We start from the raw sequence: 20,202 nt of genomic DNA on the forward strand, positions 1-20,202 counted from the left end.
TTCCCTACGACGGTGGAACATTTCCTCCAGTATACGGTTTGGGCTGAAGATGCAATCTAGGCACGATCGCATCATACAATCGATTCGCGATCGCACGATTCGCACCATCAGTTAAGTGAATCGCATCTTGAAACACTTCACCCTGAGTTGAATTTACAGTCTCCGTTAAATTCAAAGTCGCGGTTCCAGGAGTATCCCGTTTCACTTGCTCGATCGCGCTCTGTAGCTTACCGTAGCCTGACTTCATCTGTTCTGGATAACGAGAACCTAACTGCTCCAGAATTTCCTTTTCTCGTCCAGCAGGCTTTGAAGCTCGTGAGGAAACTTCGGGCTGAAGTGCAACAAACAAGGGAATCTTAGAAGCTGATGCCAACCGTGAAACTTGATGAACATTTTGACGATAGCGATCGACTCGTCGTTCTAGCTCTTTGGTATCGGTGGTTAAGCGATCTTGTACTGGAGCTTCAATTGGCGGAATCAATTGCTTAAACGTCGTTTGGGGACGAAAGACTAAGTATTCAACTCCTTTGACCAGATAGAACTGATGAAAGAAATCGCTCAACTGATTGCCCCAGCTTGACATCAAATGGCGCGGTGCACTTTCCAGCAAGGCTTCAACCTCTGGAACATCGACCCCCTCATTCGCACTAGGGAGGAGCAGATCAGAATAACCATTCATCAGCACGATCGCATCCGGTTGATAAGGCAACACTTCAAACGCTAATTTCGCCAATTCATTGCCTGACGCATATCCTGGAACCGCAGCATTCACCACTCGATAGCGCGTTTCTCGAATCCGAGGTGGTAATCTCAGCGCTTTCTCCAACTCGTCCGCAAAGTAGGGCAACGTATCTGGGCGGAACTTCGCTGGCGTTGCTTTTTGAGCCGCAACTTGCTGATTTAGACGGGCTTCAAGTTGAGCCGCGATCGTACTTTGATTACTCGAACTCAGTTGTCCAAATGCGGCTGAACCACCAATCAGAAAAATCCGTACTTCATCTTTTGGTTTAGCGACGCTGATCGGCTGATCGGCTCGGAATCCTTGCTCATTAATTTTCCAGACTGAATTTTGTTGATTCCCCATTAATCGGTAGCCCAGCATTGGGCTGCGTTTCACCGTCAGTTGACCATGATCAGGCAGACCATCAAAGGCTTTTCCTTGTTGATCCAAAAATTTCAACCGATAGGCAGTGAGATTCAGCGGTTCGCCTTGAAACGCATTGAATTCAGCCGTTTTGCCCGTGACACCGACCACGAGACGCGCCAACAGTTCTAGCCCAATTAACACGAGCGGAACAGAGAGAAAAATCCACCGTTTTGGCAACGCCTTCTTCTTCTGATATAGCGAACGGCTAGACCAGGAGGACTTTCGGCTAGACCTAAAAAACATTCACAGTTTCCTCTTTTACGATCGCAGTTAGGGTGATGCAGTATCCGTACTAAACCTGATAAATGCAGTTAAATCGAACATTTAAGGATTCAAGTTTGCTCGATCGCACCTGATGATTGCTGAAAGACAGAAATGAAAGATATGAATCTGCCTTGTCTTGAGATATTCGGTTTCAAATCTTACTACCATACCGCGCAACGAAACCGTTTTTTCTGACATTTCGCAACATTTGAATCGCGTTTGATCTCGCCAGATCGGGAATTCTGATTGGGAAAACTCGCCCCTTTCCCGATATGAATGAGATGTCATTGGAGCAATGTTACGCGCTGCTGGAGGTCAATCCGGAGGTTTCGATCGCGGATTTAGATGCTGCGTATGCGAAGAAAGTCCTGGAGAAGATTCAGCAAGGCGCAAAGCAGGAAAAAGTTTTACTAAAAGCGGCTTACGATCGCATTCGAGAAGAGATGTATCGATCAACTCAATCCGATTTACCGCCGCTCGTTGAGCAAATTACGGAATTGATCCAGCAACTTAATCCGGAGCCGTTTCATGTCAAACTCCAAGCGGATACAATTCAGATCTTTTTCAAAACAAATGCAAAATCAGACTACGCGGATTTTATTTATCAGCAATTAAGCGGGTTAGAGCTTCCTGAGATTAAATCGATCGTGATTTATGGAATGCGATCGACAAAATCAGTGATTTGGAAAAAACGATTCGAGCTGGATGCAATTTCAGAGGATGATTGCAACCCTTATTCCTTTAAAAATCGCTACATATTGCTTTTAGCTTTTCCTGTTGCGATCTGTACTGCGGTGCTGTTTCAATCGCTTGGATTCACCAAACTTTTATTATTTCCATTTCAGCTTTGGGTGCATGAAGTGGGTCATGCTATGGTGGCTTGGTTTTCTGGACGACGAGCGATTCCGCTTCCCTTTGGTTGGACGAATGTGGCATTAGAGCGATCGCTGTTTGTGTATTTTGGAATTCTCTTTTTACTAGGATTATTGTTCTACGCTGGTTGGAAAGAGAAAAAGCGATCGACAATGATTCTCGCGGTGATCTGCGCCATTCTTCAGTTTGTAATGACCTGGATTCAGTCCGCCTATCACTTTGAGATGTGGCTGTCGTTTGGCGGAATTGGTGGCGAATTCTATCTCAGTGCTTTGATGATTGCTGGATTCTATTTTCAATTACCCAACTATTGGCGATGGGATTTCTGGAGATATCCATTCATCATCGTGGGTGCAAATACGTTTTGGGCAGCATTCTCTCGTTGGCAACAGATTAAAAAAGGAGCCGAATCAATTCCTTGGGGTTCGCTTTTATTTGGCTCTGGTGATTCTGGTGGTGATATGAACCAACTCAGTGAAGTGTATAACTGGAGCGATCAGAAGATCATTGGAACCTACAGTGCACTAGGTAATAGTTGTTTCATCATTCTGATCAGCTTGTACATCTTTTTTGTGATTAAACATCGGCGTTGGATTGTCGATCGCATTAGCAGCAAACCACTCTGATACAGTTGAAATAAACTGTATTAGTTATGGCAGACTACACCCCTCAGATTCGGGAATTAATGCGATCGCGCAATCTCAAAACATTCCGAGAATTACGCGATCGGGCTGGCATTTCTGAGAAACAATTGCTCAAACTCCGTCGGGGAGAGCTTCAACAACTCCGGTTAGAAACCCTCACGCAATTTGCAGCAAAGTTAGGACTCTCTTTGGCGGATCTGCTTGCGATGTTCGATCTAATGCCAGCTATTCAAAAAGAATACGATCGACTTCAAATTCAACTCTCAGAACAGCGCGAAACATTGCTACAAGAGTTTCAACAATCGAGCTTACAAACCTTAGAACCGTGGCTCATTCAATGGTCTGCGGCGGCGTATGCGGCTCAACAAAATCCGCAAGCTCCAGCGGTTAAACTACTGCCATTAGTGCGTCCGATCGAGCAATTATTACAACAATGGGGAATTGAGCAAACTGCGATCGTCGGTTCTGAAATTCCTTATGATCCACAACAGCACCAGTTAATGGGCGGCGCAGCAGAAACGGGTGATTTAGTTCGAGTTCGGTATGCGGGATATCGACACTACGATCGACTGTTATACCGCGCCAAAGTTAGCCCGATTTGAATTAATAATGCAAATGTATTAAAATCATTTTCTAGTAGCGATTAGGAGTCGTAGCCTCATGATTCTACAAACTGAAACAAAGCGCAAATACACCCCAGAAGAGTATCTAGAAGCTGAGGTGCAATCGGATGAGCGCCACGAATATAACGATGGTGAGATTCTTTTAATGGCAGGTGGACTTCCGAATCACAACAAAATTGCAGGTAATCTTCATACTGAATTGAATGTTGCTTTAAAGCGTGAACCTTATAGCGTTTTTGTAACCGATCAGCGCCTTTGGATTCCTGACAAACGGATTTACACCTATCCAGATGTCATGGTTATGGCGGAGCCGATTCAATGTCAAGAAGGTCGGCGTGATACTTTAATCAACCCTTTGCTAATTGCAGAAATCTTATCGCAATCGACTCAGAACTTCGATCGAGCTGGAAAATTTAGTGCCTACCGAAGTATTGCATCATTCCAGGAGTACCTATTAATTGATCAGCACTCCGTTCATGTTGAGCATTACACAAAAGAGGAAAATCGCTGGATTTTAGTTGATTATGAAGACGAAAATGCGGAAATCTCACTATCCTCTGTACCCTGTCGAATTCTAGTAGCAGATCTCTACAACAAAGTTGACTTCTCTGAATCGCAGGCTGAAGAAAGCGATCGAGCCTAAAACGCTCGGAAGGTAGAATTCACAATTTCTTCGTTCCCACCTTTGACTGATGCCACTCTCCTGGAAATTTGGTGAACTCAAGTAGAAACCCAAAAAGGTAGAGAGTGATTGTCATGCGTAGCAAAATTAATATTGGTTTAACCGACGAACAGCGCCAAGGCGTATGTGAAATGCTAAATCGCGACTTAGCAGACGAAAATTTGCTGTTGATTAAGACCAAAAAATATCACTGGGATGTCACTGGACCCGAATTTCGCTCCCTGCACCAAATTTGGGAAGAGCAGTACACCGTCTTGAATGAAGCGATCGACGCGATCGCAGAACGAATTCGCCAATTAGGTGATTATCCGATTGGAACCGCGAAAGGCTTTGTTGAGTACTCTTCGATCGAAGAACATACAGGTGACGTTCCTCCTGCCTCGAAAATGGTGGAAAACTTGGTCAACGATCATGAATTAATCATCCGCAACTTGCGCGAACATATCGATCGTTGTTCTGACGAGTTCCACGATGAAGGAACCGCTGACTTCCTCACCGGAATGATGGAACAGCACGAAGAAATGGCATGGATGCTGCGATCGTTCCTGCAAGGTTCGCGAGTGGAATCGGATGGTGAAACCCCCAGCGGCGTGAAGTTTCCCGCAGGTGTCGCAAACTAGCGATCGGGTTCTAATCTAAAGCAGTGCCCGGAGCCTTTACGACTCCGGGCAATTTGCTTAGAGGGTGTTTGAGAAATAATCGTTGATCGCATTCACCCGCCCGGAAATGAATCTCCGGGCTAATCGGGGGAAGCCCACTAAACTGGGCTAAGAACTCCGAATTGCGCTCTCAGCCCGCTTCAGCGGGGTTTCCTCCATTAGCCCGGAGATTCATTTCCGGGCGGACTGTCAACGCAGCAAAGCCGCTTTTTATACTTTTCAAACACCCCTTTAGGAATGTGAATTTAATAACTCCGAACTTTTACTTGGCGATCAAACTCGCTGGACTTAATTTAATTCACGATCGTTATCCAATATCGCATTCGACTTCAACGGGAGAAGGTGGCAGTACCAACGGCTGATTAAAATAAACCATAGTCGTTGTCTGATTCACCTCAAAGCCAATCCGCTTATAGAACTCTTGCTGATTCGTCGTCATCAAATAGAGCCGTTCCACTTTCGACACTTGAGGATGACTCAAAACGGTTTGAACCAATTTGCGTCCAAGTCCTGCCCCTTGAAAATCCGGATGCACAACGACATCCCAAATCGTGGCACGATAAACGCCGTCCGAAGTTGCACGAGCAAATCCAATTAATCGATCGCCATCCCAAGCCGAAATCACCGGATCACTATGTTTGATCGCGATCGCTAAATCTTCAGGTTTCCGATCGCTTGCCCAAAACGCTGCCACTTGAAATAACGCTTGAAGTTGAACTAAATCAATTTGGCTTTTGCGATCGCAAAGTTGAACGTGACTACAATCCATCCTGATGTCCCAAAATGTGCGTGAAACTTTGTTGTATCCAAAATTGATTTTGATATCCGTTGCGAATGTAGCACTTTGACTTTAGAAAGTTTTTCGATCCAAAGAAACAAAATTTCTCGATCGTAAGTCAGTGCCCCTGAGTAACGTATTATCTGATCTAGTTCAACCGGATTCAACGTGAGTCGTTATGTCCCAGTCCGTTCCGCCTAAACCCCGTCGAATTCGGAGACGTTCTCCAGTCATCTTAATTGGAATTTTATTGATTTGGAGTTTAATTCTCGGATGGGGACTCGCTCAAGCCGTTGAAGCTCCAAAAAGCTCGGCTGAGATTGGAACTGTCGATGTTGTGACTGGCAATCTCAAACTGGGACAGCAAGCATATTTAGAAAATTGCGCCACTTGTCATATCGGCATTCCGCCCGCTACTTTTCCGACTCAAACTTGGCGAGAATTGCTCCAAGACCCGCAACATTATGGAGCGACGTTGAATCCGCTGCAAGAACCTGCTCGATCGCTGGTTTGGACATATCTCAGAACGTTCTCCCGCCAAGTGGTTGAAGGTGAGCGAATTCCCTTCCGATTTGGCGAGTCGAAAGCGTTCAAGATTCTGCATCCGAGAGTTGAATTATCTCGATCGGTTCCAATCTCTAGCTGCGTCAGTTGCCATCCGGGTGCGAACCAGTACAATTTCCGCAAGCTCAGTGCTCAATGGGAAAATTCACCTTGATTCGATCCACCAGCGTCGAACAAATTGCTCTCCTGCTCCTCTTCCTGGTGCACCAATCACAATGAGTAATTGATTGTGCTGATTCACAAACTCGAATCGGCAGAGTCCTTCCCCGGTTCCAGCACAATCCTTGGTTTCCTCGTAGCCTAAATCGAACAAGGTTTTCACAACAGAGCTATTCAAATTCGGTTCATCGCCTTCTAGATTCGGTTGCCAACCTCGATCGATTAATTCTTGTCGAGCTTGCGAATATGGCATCTGTTCGCGAATCGGAAGCACCTCAGGCAGTTTGGATTCGGCTAAATGTGCGCTACCGAAAATCAGAGCAAGGGTAAGAACGCAGAATGCAGAAGCCTTGAGGAATTTCTGTGACATCGTCTAAAAGTGAATAAAACATAGAATTGACTACGATGCAATATTGAAATGCTCCGGAGAGCGATCGCTGTAATATCTTATGATTCAATGAAATTCTGTTTCACCTTCAAATCTTTGCCATGATTTGTGATGTATGTGGGCAAGGCAATGCTCGAATTCGATACCTTTCTCGCAGTTATGGAAAGGACGAAAGGCTATTAGTAATTAGAAATGTGCCCGTCGTGAATTGTCCTGACTGTGGCGAAACTTATCTCACGGCTCAAACGCTACATCAAATTCAGCAGAAACAGCAAGAACGGAAAACAGTGATCGAAGCGGCTCTTGCGCTAGATGAATTTGAACGCGATGAAGCTTGGGAACAGGGGACAATTACCGATTGGTCGGTGTAGTTCTTGAATTTCGCAGGTTCGGCTTTCCCCCGATGCCATTGCCCGTTCAGGTTTCGTTCTGAGTGATAGGATTGGAATACTTAACGGGATCGGAACCAAAGTGAGAACTTGCACGTTTCGATCGCTCATCACACCCACATTCAGAAGCTCTGATTTTCCCCTGTCATGCTTAAATCTCTCCTGGGCGACCCCAATCAACGCAAGCTCAAGAAATACAAACCGCTGGTCAATGACATCAATCTGCTCGAAGAAGAGATTGAGCCGCTTTCCGATGACGGACTGAGAGCGAAGACCGCTGAATTTCGAGAGCGACTCGCCAAGGCGAAAAATAGAGACGAAGAGAAGCAAATTCTCGATGATATTCTGCCGGAAGCGTTCGCGGTGGTACGGGAAGCTGGAAAGCGAGTCCTTGGAATGCGGCACTTCGATGTGCAGTTGATCGGTGGTATGGTGCTGCACGATGGACAAATCGCTGAGATGAAAACGGGGGAAGGAAAAACCCTGGTTTCGACCTTGCCTGCTTATCTGAATGCGCTCTCTGGGAAAGGGGTTCACGTCGTGACGGTGAACGATTACTTAGCAAAGCGTGACGCGGAATGGATGGGACAAGTTCACCGCTTTTTGGGTCTGAGTGTCGGACTGATTCAGCAAAATATGAGTCCGATCGAGCGTCAGAAAAACTACGCTTGTGACATTACTTACGCAACCAACAGCGAACTCGGCTTCGATTATTTGCGCGATAACATGGCGACTTCGATGGAAGAAGTTGTACAGCGCCCGTTTAATTATTGTGTGATTGACGAAGTGGATTCGGTGCTGATTGATGAAGCCCGGACTCCGTTGATTATTTCCGGTCAGGTTGAACGTCCGACTGAGAAATATTTGCAGGCGGCAGGTGTAGCTCGTGCGCTGAAGCGTGATGACCACTACGAAGTGGATGAGAAACAGCGGAACATTCTGCTGACCGATGAAGGCTTTATCGCGGCAGAACAGTTTCTTGGTGTTTCAGATTTGTTCGATCCGAATGATCCTTGGGCGCATTATGTATTCAACGCGATTAAGGCGAAAGAACTGTTTATCAATGATGTGAATTACATCGTGAGAAACGGTGAGATCGTGATTGTGGACGAATTTACCGGACGAGTGATGCCGGGTCGTCGTTGGAGCGATGGATTGCACCAAGCGATCGAAGCAAAAGAAGGGGTCGAAATCCAAAATGAAACCCAAACCCTAGCAACGATTACTTACCAAAACTTCTTCCTGCTCTATCCGAAACTCGCTGGAATGACCGGAACCGCGAAGACTGAAGAAGCAGAATTAGAGAAGATCTACAAGCTTGAAGTTACTTTGGTTCCTACGAACCAGCCGCGTCGCCGGATCGATTTATCTGATGTCGTTTACAAAACCGAAGCAGGTGATTTGACTGTCTTCGCACGTGAGTGTGCTGAGAAAGTTGCAGAAGGTCGCCCGGTTCTCGTTTGGGTAATGAACTACGAAGCATTAGGTAATTTATCCCAACTGCTCGATCGACAAGAATTGCCGCATAATCTCTGTCCTGGTTTGCCCCAAAGTGCAGATCAAGCGCGGGAAATCGTTCGGCAAGCGAAGCACCCTGGAATGATCACGGTGACGAATAGTTATGAAGTCTACCGGATGGTGCGTCAAAGCGTTCCTGAAGGAGATAACGGGCTGTATGTTCTAAGCATTACTGGAAAATGGAGTGCGATCGCACAAGAATGTGAGGAGATGCACCGCACAGGTCGCCCCGTTCTCGTTGGAACCACGAGCGTTGAGAAATCAGAATTACTCTCTCAACTGCTCCAAGAATTGAACGTGCCCCACAACTTGCTGAATGCGAAACCGGAGAACGTTGAGCGGGAATCTGAGATTATCGCTCAAGCGGGTCGGATGGGTAAGGTTACGATCGCGACCAACATGGCAGGACGCGGAACGGACATCATCTTGGGTGGTAACTCCGACTATATGGCGCGTTTGAAGATCCGTGAGTACTTCATGCCTCGGATTGTTGAGCCTGAAGATGACAACGATTTTTCGGGCATGGGCTTCGGAGATTCGCGTGAAGGTGGACAAGGTTTTGCACCAGGCGGCAGGATCAAAACCTGGAAAGCAAAATCGGATATTTACCCGACTGAACTTTCTCCTGAAACTGAGCAAGCCTTGAAAGATGCGGTTCATGTCGCAGTTCAACAATATGGTGAGCGGAGCTTGCCAGAGTTGGAAGCAGAAGACAAGATCGCGACCGCAGCCGAAAAAGCGCCGACTGATGATCCAGTGATTCAAGCGCTACGTGCCGTCTACAAGATGATTCGGAAAGAATACGATGCGTTTACCGATAGCGAACACGAAGAAGTGGTGAAACTCGGTGGACTGCACGTGATTGGAACGGAGCGTCACGAATCGCGGCGGATTGATAACCAGTTGCGTGGACGGGCAGGACGACAAGGCGACCCTGGATCGACTAAGTTCTTCTTGAGCTTGCAGGACAACTTGCTGCGAATCTTTGGAGGCGATCGAGTTGCAGGAATGATGAACGCCTTCCGAGTCGAGGAAGATATGCCGATCGAATCGAAAATGCTGACTCGATCGCTCGAAGGTGCTCAGAAGAAAGTCGAAACCTATTACTACGACATTCGGAAACAAGTATTCGAGTATGACGAAGTGATGAACAATCAGCGTCGTGCAATTTACGCCGAGCGTCGTCGAGTGTTGGAAGGGATGGATCTCAAAGAGAAAGTGATCGAATACGCAGAACGAACAATGGATGACGTTGTTGAAGCGTATATCAATCCTGAACTGCCATCAGAAGAATGGGAACTCGATAAGCTCTTGAGCAAAGTCAAAGAGTTCGTTTATCTCCTGGATGATCTGGAGCCGAATGATCTTGAAGACATGACCTTGAGCGAGATCAAAGCATTCTTACACGAACAAGCTCGAATTGCTTATGACCTGAAAGAAGCGGAAGTTGATTCTGTTTCACCAGGTCTGATGCGTCAGGCGGAACGGTTCTTTATTCTGAATCGGATTGATACTCTGTGGCGTGAACACTTGCAATCGATGGATGGATTGCGCGAATCGGTTGGTCTGCGGGGTTATGGTCAGAAAGATCCACTGATCGAGTACAAGAGCGAGGGTTATGAACTGTTCTTGGAAATGATGATCAACATTCGTCGGGATGTGGTTTACTCGCTGTTCCAATTCCAACCGCAACAACAGCAACCGCAAGTTGAAGTGGAAGTGGTTTAAGGTTGAATTGACATGAAAAAGACGATCGCGGTTTTTCTGCGATCGTCTTTTTTATAGCCGTACTTATTTCAGTTAGGACACTTCGAGATCGCCCCCCAGCCCCCAAGTTTGGGGGAGCAAGAGTCTTAAGGAGATTTCTACGAAAGAGCTTACCGCTTGAAAGACTGCCCTTCGGCTTCGCTCAGGGCGCGATCTCTAGCTGACTGAGCGAAGCCGAAGACAGCGGGTAATTTGTTTTCGATAAATCTCCTAAGCCCCCAGAATTGGGGGTTTGGGGGCGACTCCGAGGATGTCCTAATCTAAACTTCTACTGCTATAGTGTTTTACGCCCGAACTGAACTAGGTAAAACCTTGCTCAGAATCACATACAGCACAGCCGCAGAAATTACACCATTGATCGGCGCAATTCCGAAGCCTACAGAACCAGAGAAATAAGCGATCGAGGCTGCAACAATATAAGAAATCACACCCGCCCAGTTAAATGCAGGCAGCGGATCATCCAACGATGGGAAATGTGCGCCCCGGTGGAACCAGAAATCCGCCATGATGATGCCGCCAACCGGAGGAATTACCGTTCCAAGAAGAACCAGGAACGGAATGATATTTCCATAGATGCCACCGAGTGCGAGAACGAGCGCGAAAGTAGCTCCACCTAATACAAAAGCTGTTCGTTTAGACGTGCGGAAGAAGTTACTTCCTGCGATCGAGAACGCATAAATCGTATTGTCCTGCGTTGTCCAAACGTTCAGAATCAAGAGGATCAATCCACCCAAGAGCAATCCTTGTTTTGCCATTGCTTCGATTAGGTCATTGGTTCCATATACCAAAGTGCAGAATGCACCTGTGAAGACTAGCAATCCATTGATGAAGAGAAAAGCACCTAGAGTACTCAAGACTGCATTCTTGGTCGAATCTGCGTATCGGCTCCAGTTGGTTGCTTGAGTTCCACCAGAGATGAATGTACCGATTACAACGCCGATCGCTTCACCGATGCCGATTGTTTTTTGGGGTGCGATCGCGAATAAATCTCCAGCATCTCGGAAACCGATCGTTAAACTGAGTGCAATCAAAATCAGCATTGCTGGAACTGCTAATCGGCTTAACCAATCCATTGCGGTGTAGCCCATGTAAGCTGTGACACAGAAGGCATACGTGAAGAATACCATTCCGAACCATTCCCAAGAGTCTGGCAGATTCAACAATCTCAAGAGCGCATCAGCAATAAACGCATTTGTCACAGCGTACCAACCAATCTGAGTAAAGCCGAGAATAAAATCGACCCAACGCGATCCAATGGCTCCAAAGCTAAATCGTGCCATTAGCACTGTACTCAATCCACTTTTTGCAGCAATGTACGCAAGTGCCGCACAATACGAGCCGAGTGCTAAGTTTCCAATAATTAGCGCCCAGAGCATGTCTGTGAATCGCAGTGATGAGCCGAGTGTACCGCCTGCGATCAGAGTGGTCGAAGTTAGCGCAAATCCCATTAACAAAGGAGCCAACGACCAGACCGGACGACGATCGGACATTGGGACAGCAGACAGCGGATAGTCCTGATTCGCTTGGGATGAATCAGCAACTTGTGGTTCCCCAATCAGACTCATAAGAAATCGCCTAGTAGAAATTTCTGGTATTGTCCAATAATTAACTGAATCTAAACGTATTGCAAGCTACGACAGGGTGTTTATATAGTACAATTGATCTAAATTCTTTTTCCCCTGATTATGTCAGCCAAACTTACGATTTCCGGGAAAGTAATGGGCAAGACTCGCCCAACGTTCGCAAATTGGGAACTGTCCTTGCCTGAAGAATTGGAAGCAGAAGAAATTACACTACGATCGCTGCTCACACACATTGTTCACGCAGAAGTGGAATCTTTTCGATCGCGTCAAAGTCAGCGTAGATTACTCAATATTCTCAGTCCTGAGCAAATTCAGGCAGGACTCGCACAAGGAAAAATCGAATCGGGCGGAAGTGAACTCGATCAAGCTGTAGAAGTTGAACAGGCGGTTGAAACTGCATTACAAGCGTTTGCAGATGGATTTTACTTTGTATTTTTAGATGAACAACAGATTGAGAGTTTAGAAACAAAAGTCGCTTTGGGTGAACAATCAGAATTATTGTTTCTGCGATTGGTTCCATTGGTGGGCGGTTAATGGGTGATCTGCTGAATTATTGTTTTTGGAGCTTTTTAAGAGATGCTGAATCCTGAAATTGCACAAGCTCAATTGAGACAGGTTTACGATGCAGAATGGAAGAATCAACGGGTACAGCAAGCGGCAGAACTACCGGAATCGATTTGCTCGATCGTATACGGGTTACTCGGTTGCAATTCCACAGGACGCAGCACCACAGACTATCGATTGATCGATGATTTCCAAAGAAAAGCCGTACTCAAACTGGCAGAGCTTGATGATGTTACTCCCGTGTTTGAGTGTTTGTTTCCAAAGTTCGGATCGACTGTCATTGAGGCTTTGATACTGCATGATCAACTGCCTTATCAGATGGGATACTACCGTCGATCGTTTCGCGCTCCAAATCATCCTCAGTTTCGTTCTCCTCGGCGAATTAACTGGCTTTTGGATCTCATCAATGCGGTGACAGGATATGACCAAGATTTGGCTTGGTTTGCCGCCTGGTTTCCTTATCTCAATCGATCGGCGGATACATTTGGGATTTTATTCGCAGCAGCTATCAATCAAGGTGATGAGCAAATCTTTCAAATCTTGATGGAGTCGGCACTGGGAGATCACGAAATTGGAGCAATGGGAAACCATGTGATTCGGGCGTTTCTCACCGCGAATCGGCAAGAAGGCTGGGAATTTGTTGAACGGTTGCTACTAGCAGCACAGCGACAAGAAGGTTTAAGACAGCGAATCTTAGAAACCATTGATGAAGCTCACCCGATCGCATTTGCAAGACTGTTGCAATTGATTGTGGCAGAGAAGTTGACGCGATTTAGCTCGGTGATTCGTGCGATCGATGTTTGGTTCGGTTTCGGAGTCGAGTCAATCAATGAGAAATTCGCCAAACAAATTCTGACTCAAGTAAGCGAACTGTTAGCAGATGAAACCGCGCAACAGCAAGCCTTAGAGAGTGACGATGCTCAAACGGTTTATCTGGCACTTTGGACTTATGGGTTTAGAGATGCGATCGCTGCAATTGATCTCGCGACTGCATTGTTCAAATATCCTGAAGCAACTCATCGGTTTGTAGCAGTTCATTTCTTATCGCAATTGCAACTTACGCCAGCAAAATTGGCTTTGATTGATGCGATCGACGATCCAGATTTAACGGTTACAACTCGTGTTGTTCAAGAGTTTCAATACGGTTCAGACCAAGAAATCAAAGATTCAGATTTATTCGATCGACTAGAGCGAAATTTACCTCGATTTCCCGAAAAGCCGAAAACACTTTCAATGGTATGGGAATGGATCAAACTCGAATCGAGCCAAGAACACGTCGCAACCGCAATGATCATGCAGATGGGAACGCGATCGCCAAAACGATTGATCCCGTTTATTTCCGTAATGGAACCTTACAGTCGTCAACAAGTCGCGGGACTACTAGCAGCAATCAAGCCTTGGGATGCTGAGATTCGCGCAACCTTGTTCAAGCTAGTGGGAGATAGCGCTCAATGGGTACGCGAAACAACAATTCGATTGCTGCATGACTGTACGATTACAACAGATGAGAGCATTCAAATCGAGCAATTGTTAACTCGGAAAGCGAGTAATTTACGACGCGGTATTTTAGGACTGTTGTTGAATCAATCGGATATTGACACGATCGCATCGGCACACAGATTATTACAAGCAAAACAAGCTTCACAACGGCAAGCAGGATTAGAACTCTTACGCGAGTTAGTTCTAGCACAGCGGGTAGTAGAAGCCAGTCGAACTTTAGCGACGAACTATCAAAAAGAGCGATCGAAGCGTTCTACAACCGAAGATCAACTATTAGCCACAATCTTAGAACCTGAAACGAAAGAACCTTCGTTAACAGATGCACTGGGATTAGTAGAGGTTGATGAACTTACGCCGATCGTTCAACCAGAACCCAGGACAGCGGCTCAAATTATGACTCCTGCCGCGATCGCATGTTTACGATCGCTCGATGATCTCGTTCATGAACATCGCCAAACACCTGTGATAGCTCCAGCGGTGAGAGGTGGCGATGAAGAACAGTTATTTGGCAATCTTTACTACCACTGGCAATTGCATCCCGGCACTGGCACGATTTTGCTGGATGATGTTTGGGAGAATTGGTGGCAGCAGCGATCGCCCAGATTGCGAGATGAAGACGGACTAGAATTGCTGCGAATCATGGTTCCTAAGTTTCAGCCTGCTACTCCGCAAACTCCCACGGAGGATATTACTGAGATTGCGGAGCTTGATGATGAACAAATAGAGTTGGTTAATGCGCTTAGTGCGATTCCAGATCAACTGACAGCACTCATTCGCTCTTATGCGCCTGATTATGTGTCTTATGATGAACTCGCTAATCAAGTTGAGGAATCACTGAAACAGTTTGCGGCTGATCCTCCTGAACTGCGTTATCCGCAATTAGTGTATGAAATTGCGCGATGGTTAGTGGTAAAGCATCCACCAGAGCAAGTTTCAGGATTTGCGATCGACACCCTCGCTCAAATTCTCCAACTGATTCCGATCGACAAATTGCAAGACTCTCCAATCTGGAATCAATACAACTATGGCGGACTGTGCGATCGCGTTCAAACCTTTCTCAGAGCTTGGTGCTATCTGATTCAATCCCACCTCACTTTAGATTGGAATGACGATCGCAAACTTTGGTGGCAAATTACTCGCTGGCTCGATCGCCGGCTGCCCGTTCATTATTCATCCACCTTGCTGATTGACACTTACATGGCTTGGGAAGCTGGAGAAGCAAAAGAAGCGGATTTGATTTTCCGGATTCTTGGGACGCATCGCACTGTTCAAACTCAAGAGAACGCAACAGCAGCCACGATCGCAGAAGCCAAAGCCAGAGTGCGATTGAACTTCACCGATCTCTACAATCTGACTCGACGCAAGCCACAGGCGGAATATCAGCAACTTCCAAAACTGAATGAAATCGTTGATCGTATTCGCGCTCGAATTTTGTCGATCGAGCTTCAGCGGGGGGACTTTCCCACAGCGGCTTCGTATGCTGCGACACGACTGCGATCGATCACTGGAATTCCAACGGTGATTCAGTTGATGCAAGGTTTAGGACAGGAAAAATTAGTTCGCGGTTATAGCTATGGCAATCTAAGTAAAGCGTCTGTCTTTAGTCACCTGATGCGGGTGAGTTTTCCGGCTCCAGAAGATACTCCCGAAGAATTCAAACAGCGAGTGCTATCGGCTCAGATTTCACCTCAGAAATTGATTCAGTTTGCATTCTACACGCCGCAGTGGGTGAACTATGTTGAACACACACTTGAATGGACTGGATTTGCTGATGCGGTGTGGTGGATTCATGCTCACACTAAAGATACAAGCTGGTCAGTCGAGCAAGATGTTCGAGAAACCTGGGAAGCTCAAATTAGTGAACGCACTCCGCTGTCTGCTCAGAGTTTAATGGATGGTGCAGTCGATGTTGCTTGGTTCTTAGATTTACGCAAGCGATTGAAACCGGAACATTGGAAACAGTTGTATGATTCAGCCCAGTTTGCTTCGAGTGGAGGCGGACATCAACGAGCGAAATTGTTCGCGGATGCAATGTTAGGAAATTTGCAAATTGAAGCGGTTCGCGATCGCATCTCTGAAAAACGCCATCAAGATTCCGTTCGCGCTCTTGGACTTTTGCCATTACCAAAAGGGAAAAAACGCGAGAAAGAATTACTCGATCGATACAAATTACTACAAGAGTTTCTTCGCTCTAGTAAAAAGTTCGGCTCACAACGGCAGCAGAGCGAAAAACTAGCAGTGTCGATCGGCTTAGAAAACTTAGCGAGAACAGCAGGATACATTGATCCACAAAGATTACAGTGGGCAATGGAGGCTTCATTGGTTGCAGATTTAGCAGGACAGGCGCAAACAGTAACCATCAGTGATGTAAGCGTCAGCCTATCCATCAATGAATTAGGAGAGCCTGAGATAGCGATTTCTAAAGCTGGAAAAGCTCTAAAATCGATTCCTGCAAAGCTCAAAAAAGATCCGCAAATTCAAGCGATCACAAGCCGTAAACAAGAGATTACCAAGCAAGCTTCTCGAATGCGGATTTCGTTAGAACAAGCGATGTGTCGCGGCGATCGCTTTACAGTCGATGAATTGATGCAGCTTCGGACACATCCAGTACTTGCTCCGATGTTATGTCAGTTAGTTTTAATCAGTGATCAAGACATTGGCTATCTTACTGAAACTGGACTGCGATCGCACACTGGAATAATCCGAGCAATTGAATCCGAATCGCTTAGAATTGCTCACCCGTATGATTTGCTGAAATCGAATGAATGGCATCTCTGGCAACAGGATTGTTTTGAGCGATCGGTTTCTCAGCCCTTTAAGCAAGTGTTCCGCGAATTGTATGTCTTAACCGCTCAAGAACAATCCGAAAAACTTTTGAAGCGGTATGAAGGGCATCAGGTCAATTCCAAGCAAGCGATCGCGCTTTTTGGACAACGTGGCTGGATTGCGACACCCGATGAAGGCGTAAGACGAACGTTTCACGCGGAGGGAATCGTTGCAGAGGTTGAATTCCAATACGGATACTACACGCCGCTCGAAGTGGAAGGATTGACTTTAGAAGGTGTGCGATTCTACCGTCGTGATGAGTGGAAACCGTTGCCATTAGTAGAAGTTCCGCCCTTGTTACTGAGTGAAGTGCTGCGGGATCTCGATCTAGTTGTGAGTGTGGCACATCAAGGCGGTGTCGATCCAGAAGCAACCGCTTCCACTGTTGAAATGCGATCGAGCTTAGTCCGCGAAACTTGCCGATTATTAAAGCTTCCCAATGTTCACATTCAGAGCAATCATGTCTTAATTGAGGGACATTTAGGAAGCTACTCAGTGCATTTAGGGAGTGCAATGGTACATCGTCAACCCGGAGGCGCATTGTGCATCATTCCAGTACCCTCACAACATCGGGGACGTATCTTTCTTCCCTTTATTGATAATGATCCAAAAACAGCGGAAGTGATCTCTAAAGTCGTTCTGCTTGCCAAAGATAAAGAAATTCAAGATCCAACGATTTTGGAGCAAATTCTGTAAATGGGTTGACTCTCCTGCGGACTGGAGCGTTCAAAATAGAAATGTTCCAGTTCTATTTCTCATCATGACTCTTGAACTGACTGTGCCCGATATGGCGTGTTCTGCTTGCGCCACTACGATTACCGAAGCCGTAAAAGCGATCGATTCATCTGCGATCGTTCAAGCCGACACCAAAACCAAACTCGTCAAAATCGAAACCGCAGAATCTGAGACAGCAGTGAAAAGTGCCATCACTGAGGCGGGATATACGATCGCCTAATTCACAATCTATGCAAAGATAGTGGGAGTTTTCAGCGACTCTCACTATGACTTCTCCGATCCTTGAAGTTCAAGACGTTCACGCAGGTTATGTCAAAGACTTAGACATTTTGCAAGGCGCAAATATGCGAGTCCTTCCCGGTGAACTTGTGGCAATTATTGGACCGAATGGAGCCGGAAAATCGACTTTGGCAAAAACAGTATTTGGATTGCTGAAGCCGCATACGGGAAGCATTAAATTTAACGGGCAAGAGATTGCAGGATTGCGATCGGATCAAATCGTGCAGCGCGGAATGTCTTACGTACCGCAGATTGCAAACGTTTTTCCCTCTTTATCGATCGAGGAAAATCTCGAAATGGGCGCTTATGTTCGAGATGTCCCACTCCAACCGCTTAAAGATGAGATTTATCAGCGATTTCCCAGACTTGCAGAACGCCGCAAACAACGAGCAGGAACGCTTTCAGGCGGAGAACGGCAAATGTTAGCAATGGGAAAAGCTTTAATGCTAAAACCCACACTGCTTTTGCTCGATGAGCCTTCAGCCGCTTTGTCTCCAATTCTGGTAAATAGTGTATTTGAACAAATTCGGCAGATTAATCGAGATGGAACTGCGATCGTTCTAGTCGAGCAAAATGCCCGTAGAGCGCTAGAAATGGCGGATCGTGGTTACGTACTCGAATCAGGACGCGATCGATTTGAAGGAGTCGGATCAGAACTGCTAAACAATCCCAGAGTTGCAGAATTGTACTTAGGAGCAGGGCGGGCGCATTAATCGATTCATCTGGCTTTTGTTAGATTTGAATCGTCGATCGACATTAAAAAAGGTTGCAAAAAACGGAAGAAATCGACCTTCTGCGAAACTTGACGCTACGTTTAAGAAATCGCTCAAATCGTTTTTCATGAGAAACCATGAATAATATGCAACGGTATCGCTTAACTTGCACACTTTCATTCGGCGATATTTATGGTCAGATCATCATCTGGCTCATCGTAATTTTCGTCTCGCTTGCGTCTGCGATGGCAATGATGGGCGCGAGTCGTCCCGTTTACGCACTTGCCACCGTCGGACTAATCCTGGTGCTATCACTTCCTTTCTTACTCTTCGCTTTTGTTACCACACTGTTAAATCACATCGAAATCACCGAGGTCGATTCGGCGAAAGAAACGCGATCGACTCCTGCCCCTTCAGTTCCACGCCAAACGGCTCAAGCGTAAGTAGGGGGTAGGGAGTAGGGAGTAAGACACAAAGCCACCCCACTCCCCACTCCCCACTCTTCCTCCTTCCCCCTCAACTGCGCCGTTTCCACAACTTTGCGCTATCGTTGAATCTGCTAACTTCGTCTTAGCTGTTCAACCCTGCGAAAAATGGTGAGGTAATCTCGTGAGTGAAATGCGGAAAAATCGTTGGCTCCTGAATATCGTGCTGATTGTGGCAACTTTGGGCTTACTCGGTGTCACGATGCTGCCGTTGATTACTTCCGCGATCGGGAGCAATTCCCAAGCGACAAAACCGAGTCCGAGTCCCTCTGAAGCAGCGACTCCTCAGAAAGCAGACATCGAAGCACGAGCGCGAGGCTACGAAGAAGTCCTCAAACGCGAACCGGAAAACACCACAGCACTCCGAGGCTTACTCGAAGCAAGATTGCAGCTTAATGATGTCAAAGGTGTCATTGATCCGCTGGAGAAGTTAGCGAAACTGAATCCGAATCAGACCGAGTACGGCGTTCTGTTGGCTCAGGCGAAACAGCAGTTGAACGATCCAGAAGGAGCAGCAGAGGCGTATCGATCGATTCTTCAAGGCAAGCCCGGTGACTTAAATGCGCTGGCGGGATTGTCAGATTTGCTGATTAAACAGAATCGTCCTGAAGCTGCGATCGGACTTTTACAAGACACGGTTAAGCAAGCTCCAACTAGAAATCAAGCTCAAGCAAATAGCGTTGATACTACAGCGGTACAAGTTTTATTAGGCAAAGTGTTCGCGTCTCAGAAGCGCTACGATGAGGCGTTGACTACGTTTGATGAAGCCTCGAAAACGAACGCGAATGATTTTCAGCCTGTTCTTTACAAAGCATTGGTGTTAAAAGAACAAGGTAAAAATGACGAGGCAAAACCCTTGTTTGATAAGGCTGCCTCGCTTGCTCCTGCTCAGTTCAAGGATCAAATTACTCGTCTGAGTACGGCTCAACCTCCTGCGGCTCAAGGTAGCGAAAGTACGACCAGTCCAACGACTCCGCCTGCTGGTGTGACTCCGGTAAGTCCCGCTCCAGTGCAGTCTTCCCCTGCTCCCGCACCGAAAAATTAATTGAATTCAAACTGAAA

The 20,202-nt window shown here is 46.5% G+C and carries 17 protein-coding genes; 13 read left to right on the top strand and 4 right to left on the bottom strand.

Going from position 1 to position 20,202, the window contains the following annotated elements:
- Nucleotides 1-4: 4 nt before the first annotated feature.
- Entirely contained in the window at nt 5-1,390 is a 1,386-nt protein-coding gene (locus ACQ4M5_RS14730; protein ID WP_430676391.1) for an SGNH/GDSL hydrolase family protein, read from the bottom strand.
- 293 nt (nt 1,391-1,683) lie between these two features.
- Between ACQ4M5_RS14730 and ACQ4M5_RS14735 the strand changes: the two genes are divergently transcribed.
- The 4 genes from ACQ4M5_RS14735 to ACQ4M5_RS14750 all read left to right on the top strand — a co-directional run bounded on the left by ACQ4M5_RS14735 (nt 1,684) and on the right by ACQ4M5_RS14750 (nt 4,853).
- Nucleotides 1,684-2,910, top strand: coding sequence for a hypothetical protein (locus ACQ4M5_RS14735; protein ID WP_430676392.1), 1,227 nt, complete (start codon nt 1,684-1,686; stop codon nt 2,908-2,910).
- A 26-nt stretch (nt 2,911-2,936) separates the two neighbouring features.
- Complete coding sequence (locus tag ACQ4M5_RS14740) at nt 2,937-3,530, top strand: helix-turn-helix domain-containing protein (protein ID WP_430676393.1); 594 nt, start codon at nt 2,937-2,939, stop codon at nt 3,528-3,530.
- Between the two features lie 58 nt (nt 3,531-3,588).
- A complete protein-coding gene (locus tag ACQ4M5_RS14745) occupies nt 3,589-4,194 on the top strand; it encodes a Uma2 family endonuclease (RefSeq protein ID WP_430676394.1) in 606 nt (201 codons plus the stop codon).
- Between the two features lie 113 nt (nt 4,195-4,307).
- On the top strand, nt 4,308-4,853 hold the full coding sequence (locus ACQ4M5_RS14750; protein WP_430676395.1) for a Dps family protein: 546 nt from the start codon (nt 4,308-4,310) through the stop codon (nt 4,851-4,853).
- A 346-nt stretch (nt 4,854-5,199) separates the two neighbouring features.
- Here ACQ4M5_RS14750 and ACQ4M5_RS14755 read toward each other — a convergent pair whose 3' ends face one another.
- Nucleotides 5,200-5,661: a GNAT family N-acetyltransferase gene (locus tag ACQ4M5_RS14755; RefSeq protein ID WP_430676396.1), complete on the bottom strand. Its 462-nt coding sequence runs from the start codon at nt 5,659-5,661 to the stop codon at nt 5,200-5,202.
- 187 nt (nt 5,662-5,848) lie between these two features.
- Between ACQ4M5_RS14755 and ACQ4M5_RS14760 the strand changes: the two genes are divergently transcribed.
- Nucleotides 5,849-6,388, top strand: coding sequence for a diheme cytochrome C (locus ACQ4M5_RS14760; protein WP_430676397.1), 540 nt, complete (start codon nt 5,849-5,851; stop codon nt 6,386-6,388).
- Here ACQ4M5_RS14760 and ACQ4M5_RS14765 read toward each other — a convergent pair.
- A complete protein-coding gene (locus ACQ4M5_RS14765) occupies nt 6,380-6,763 on the bottom strand; it encodes a hypothetical protein (protein WP_430676398.1) in 384 nt (127 codons plus the stop codon). The genes ACQ4M5_RS14760 and ACQ4M5_RS14765 overlap by 9 nt on opposite strands.
- 119 nt (nt 6,764-6,882) lie before the next feature.
- On the opposite strand from ACQ4M5_RS14765, the gene ACQ4M5_RS14770 reads away from it, so the two are divergent.
- On the top strand, nt 6,883-7,152 hold the full coding sequence (locus ACQ4M5_RS14770; RefSeq protein ID WP_430676399.1) for a type II toxin-antitoxin system MqsA family antitoxin: 270 nt from the start codon (nt 6,883-6,885) through the stop codon (nt 7,150-7,152).
- 165 nt (nt 7,153-7,317) lie between these two features.
- Nucleotides 7,318-10,416, top strand: a complete 3,099-nt coding sequence (gene secA, locus ACQ4M5_RS14775; RefSeq protein WP_430676400.1) for a preprotein translocase subunit SecA — start codon at nt 7,318-7,320, stop codon at nt 10,414-10,416.
- A gap of 323 nt (nt 10,417-10,739) precedes the next feature.
- On the opposite strand, the gene codB is transcribed toward secA, so the two are convergent.
- Complete coding sequence (gene codB / locus ACQ4M5_RS14780; RefSeq protein ID WP_430676401.1) at nt 10,740-12,020, bottom strand: cytosine permease; 1,281 nt, start codon at nt 12,018-12,020, stop codon at nt 10,740-10,742.
- A gap of 120 nt (nt 12,021-12,140) precedes the next feature.
- Between codB and ACQ4M5_RS14785 the strand changes: the two genes are divergently transcribed.
- The 6 genes from ACQ4M5_RS14785 (at nt 12,141) to ACQ4M5_RS14810 (ending at nt 20,185) form a co-directional block, all read left to right on the top strand.
- Nucleotides 12,141-12,572, top strand: coding sequence for a hypothetical protein (locus tag ACQ4M5_RS14785; protein WP_430676402.1), 432 nt, complete (start codon nt 12,141-12,143; stop codon nt 12,570-12,572).
- Between the two features lie 42 nt (nt 12,573-12,614).
- Nucleotides 12,615-17,624, top strand: a complete 5,010-nt coding sequence (locus ACQ4M5_RS14790; RefSeq protein ID WP_430676403.1) for a DUF5724 domain-containing protein — start codon at nt 12,615-12,617, stop codon at nt 17,622-17,624.
- A 64-nt stretch (nt 17,625-17,688) separates the two neighbouring features.
- Nucleotides 17,689-17,883, top strand: a complete 195-nt coding sequence (locus tag ACQ4M5_RS14795) for a heavy-metal-associated domain-containing protein (RefSeq protein ID WP_430676404.1) — start codon at nt 17,689-17,691, stop codon at nt 17,881-17,883.
- A gap of 46 nt (nt 17,884-17,929) precedes the next feature.
- Entirely contained in the window at nt 17,930-18,655 is a 726-nt protein-coding gene (locus ACQ4M5_RS14800) for an ABC transporter ATP-binding protein (protein WP_430676405.1), read from the top strand.
- A 137-nt stretch (nt 18,656-18,792) separates the two neighbouring features.
- Entirely contained in the window at nt 18,793-19,098 is a 306-nt protein-coding gene (locus tag ACQ4M5_RS14805; RefSeq protein ID WP_430676406.1) for a hypothetical protein, read from the top strand.
- A gap of 175 nt (nt 19,099-19,273) precedes the next feature.
- Nucleotides 19,274-20,185: a tetratricopeptide repeat protein gene (locus tag ACQ4M5_RS14810; protein WP_430676549.1), complete on the top strand. Its 912-nt coding sequence runs from the start codon at nt 19,274-19,276 to the stop codon at nt 20,183-20,185.
- The last annotated feature ends 17 nt before the right edge of the window (nt 20,186-20,202 follow it).

This window comes from Leptolyngbya sp. AN10 (assembly GCF_050565645.1).
In the GTDB taxonomy this organism is placed as follows: Bacteria; Cyanobacteriota; Cyanobacteriia; order Leptolyngbyales; family Leptolyngbyaceae; genus Leptolyngbya.

What these genes read in the sequence shown, in the direction of transcription:
- codB (WP_430676401.1), bottom strand. Translation starts at nt 12,020, where the DNA reads ATGAGTCTGATTGGGGAACCACAAGTTGCTGATTCATCCCAAGCGAAT.
- ACQ4M5_RS14795 (WP_430676404.1), top strand. Translation starts at nt 17,689, where the DNA reads ATGACTCTTGAACTGACTGTGCCCGATATGGCGTGTTCTGCTTGCGCC.
- ACQ4M5_RS14765 (WP_430676398.1), bottom strand. Translation starts at nt 6,763, where the DNA reads ATGTCACAGAAATTCCTCAAGGCTTCTGCATTCTGCGTTCTTACCCTT.
- ACQ4M5_RS14755 (WP_430676396.1), bottom strand. Translation starts at nt 5,661, where the DNA reads ATGGATTGTAGTCACGTTCAACTTTGCGATCGCAAAAGCCAAATTGAT.
- ACQ4M5_RS14740 (WP_430676393.1), top strand. Translation starts at nt 2,937, where the DNA reads ATGGCAGACTACACCCCTCAGATTCGGGAATTAATGCGATCGCGCAAT.
- ACQ4M5_RS14760 (WP_430676397.1), top strand. Translation starts at nt 5,849, where the DNA reads ATGTCCCAGTCCGTTCCGCCTAAACCCCGTCGAATTCGGAGACGTTCT.
- ACQ4M5_RS14805 (WP_430676406.1), top strand. Translation starts at nt 18,793, where the DNA reads ATGAATAATATGCAACGGTATCGCTTAACTTGCACACTTTCATTCGGC.
- ACQ4M5_RS14785 (WP_430676402.1), top strand. Translation starts at nt 12,141, where the DNA reads ATGTCAGCCAAACTTACGATTTCCGGGAAAGTAATGGGCAAGACTCGC.
- ACQ4M5_RS14735 (WP_430676392.1), top strand. Translation starts at nt 1,684, where the DNA reads ATGAATGAGATGTCATTGGAGCAATGTTACGCGCTGCTGGAGGTCAAT.
- ACQ4M5_RS14770 (WP_430676399.1), top strand. Translation starts at nt 6,883, where the DNA reads ATGATTTGTGATGTATGTGGGCAAGGCAATGCTCGAATTCGATACCTT.
- ACQ4M5_RS14800 (WP_430676405.1), top strand. Translation starts at nt 17,930, where the DNA reads ATGACTTCTCCGATCCTTGAAGTTCAAGACGTTCACGCAGGTTATGTC.
- ACQ4M5_RS14750 (WP_430676395.1), top strand. Translation starts at nt 4,308, where the DNA reads ATGCGTAGCAAAATTAATATTGGTTTAACCGACGAACAGCGCCAAGGC.
- ACQ4M5_RS14810 (WP_430676549.1), top strand. Translation starts at nt 19,274, where the DNA reads ATGCGGAAAAATCGTTGGCTCCTGAATATCGTGCTGATTGTGGCAACT.
- ACQ4M5_RS14730 (WP_430676391.1), bottom strand. Translation starts at nt 1,390, where the DNA reads ATGTTTTTTAGGTCTAGCCGAAAGTCCTCCTGGTCTAGCCGTTCGCTA.
- ACQ4M5_RS14790 (WP_430676403.1), top strand. Translation starts at nt 12,615, where the DNA reads ATGCTGAATCCTGAAATTGCACAAGCTCAATTGAGACAGGTTTACGAT.
- ACQ4M5_RS14745 (WP_430676394.1), top strand. Translation starts at nt 3,589, where the DNA reads ATGATTCTACAAACTGAAACAAAGCGCAAATACACCCCAGAAGAGTAT.
- secA (WP_430676400.1), top strand. Translation starts at nt 7,318, where the DNA reads ATGCTTAAATCTCTCCTGGGCGACCCCAATCAACGCAAGCTCAAGAAA.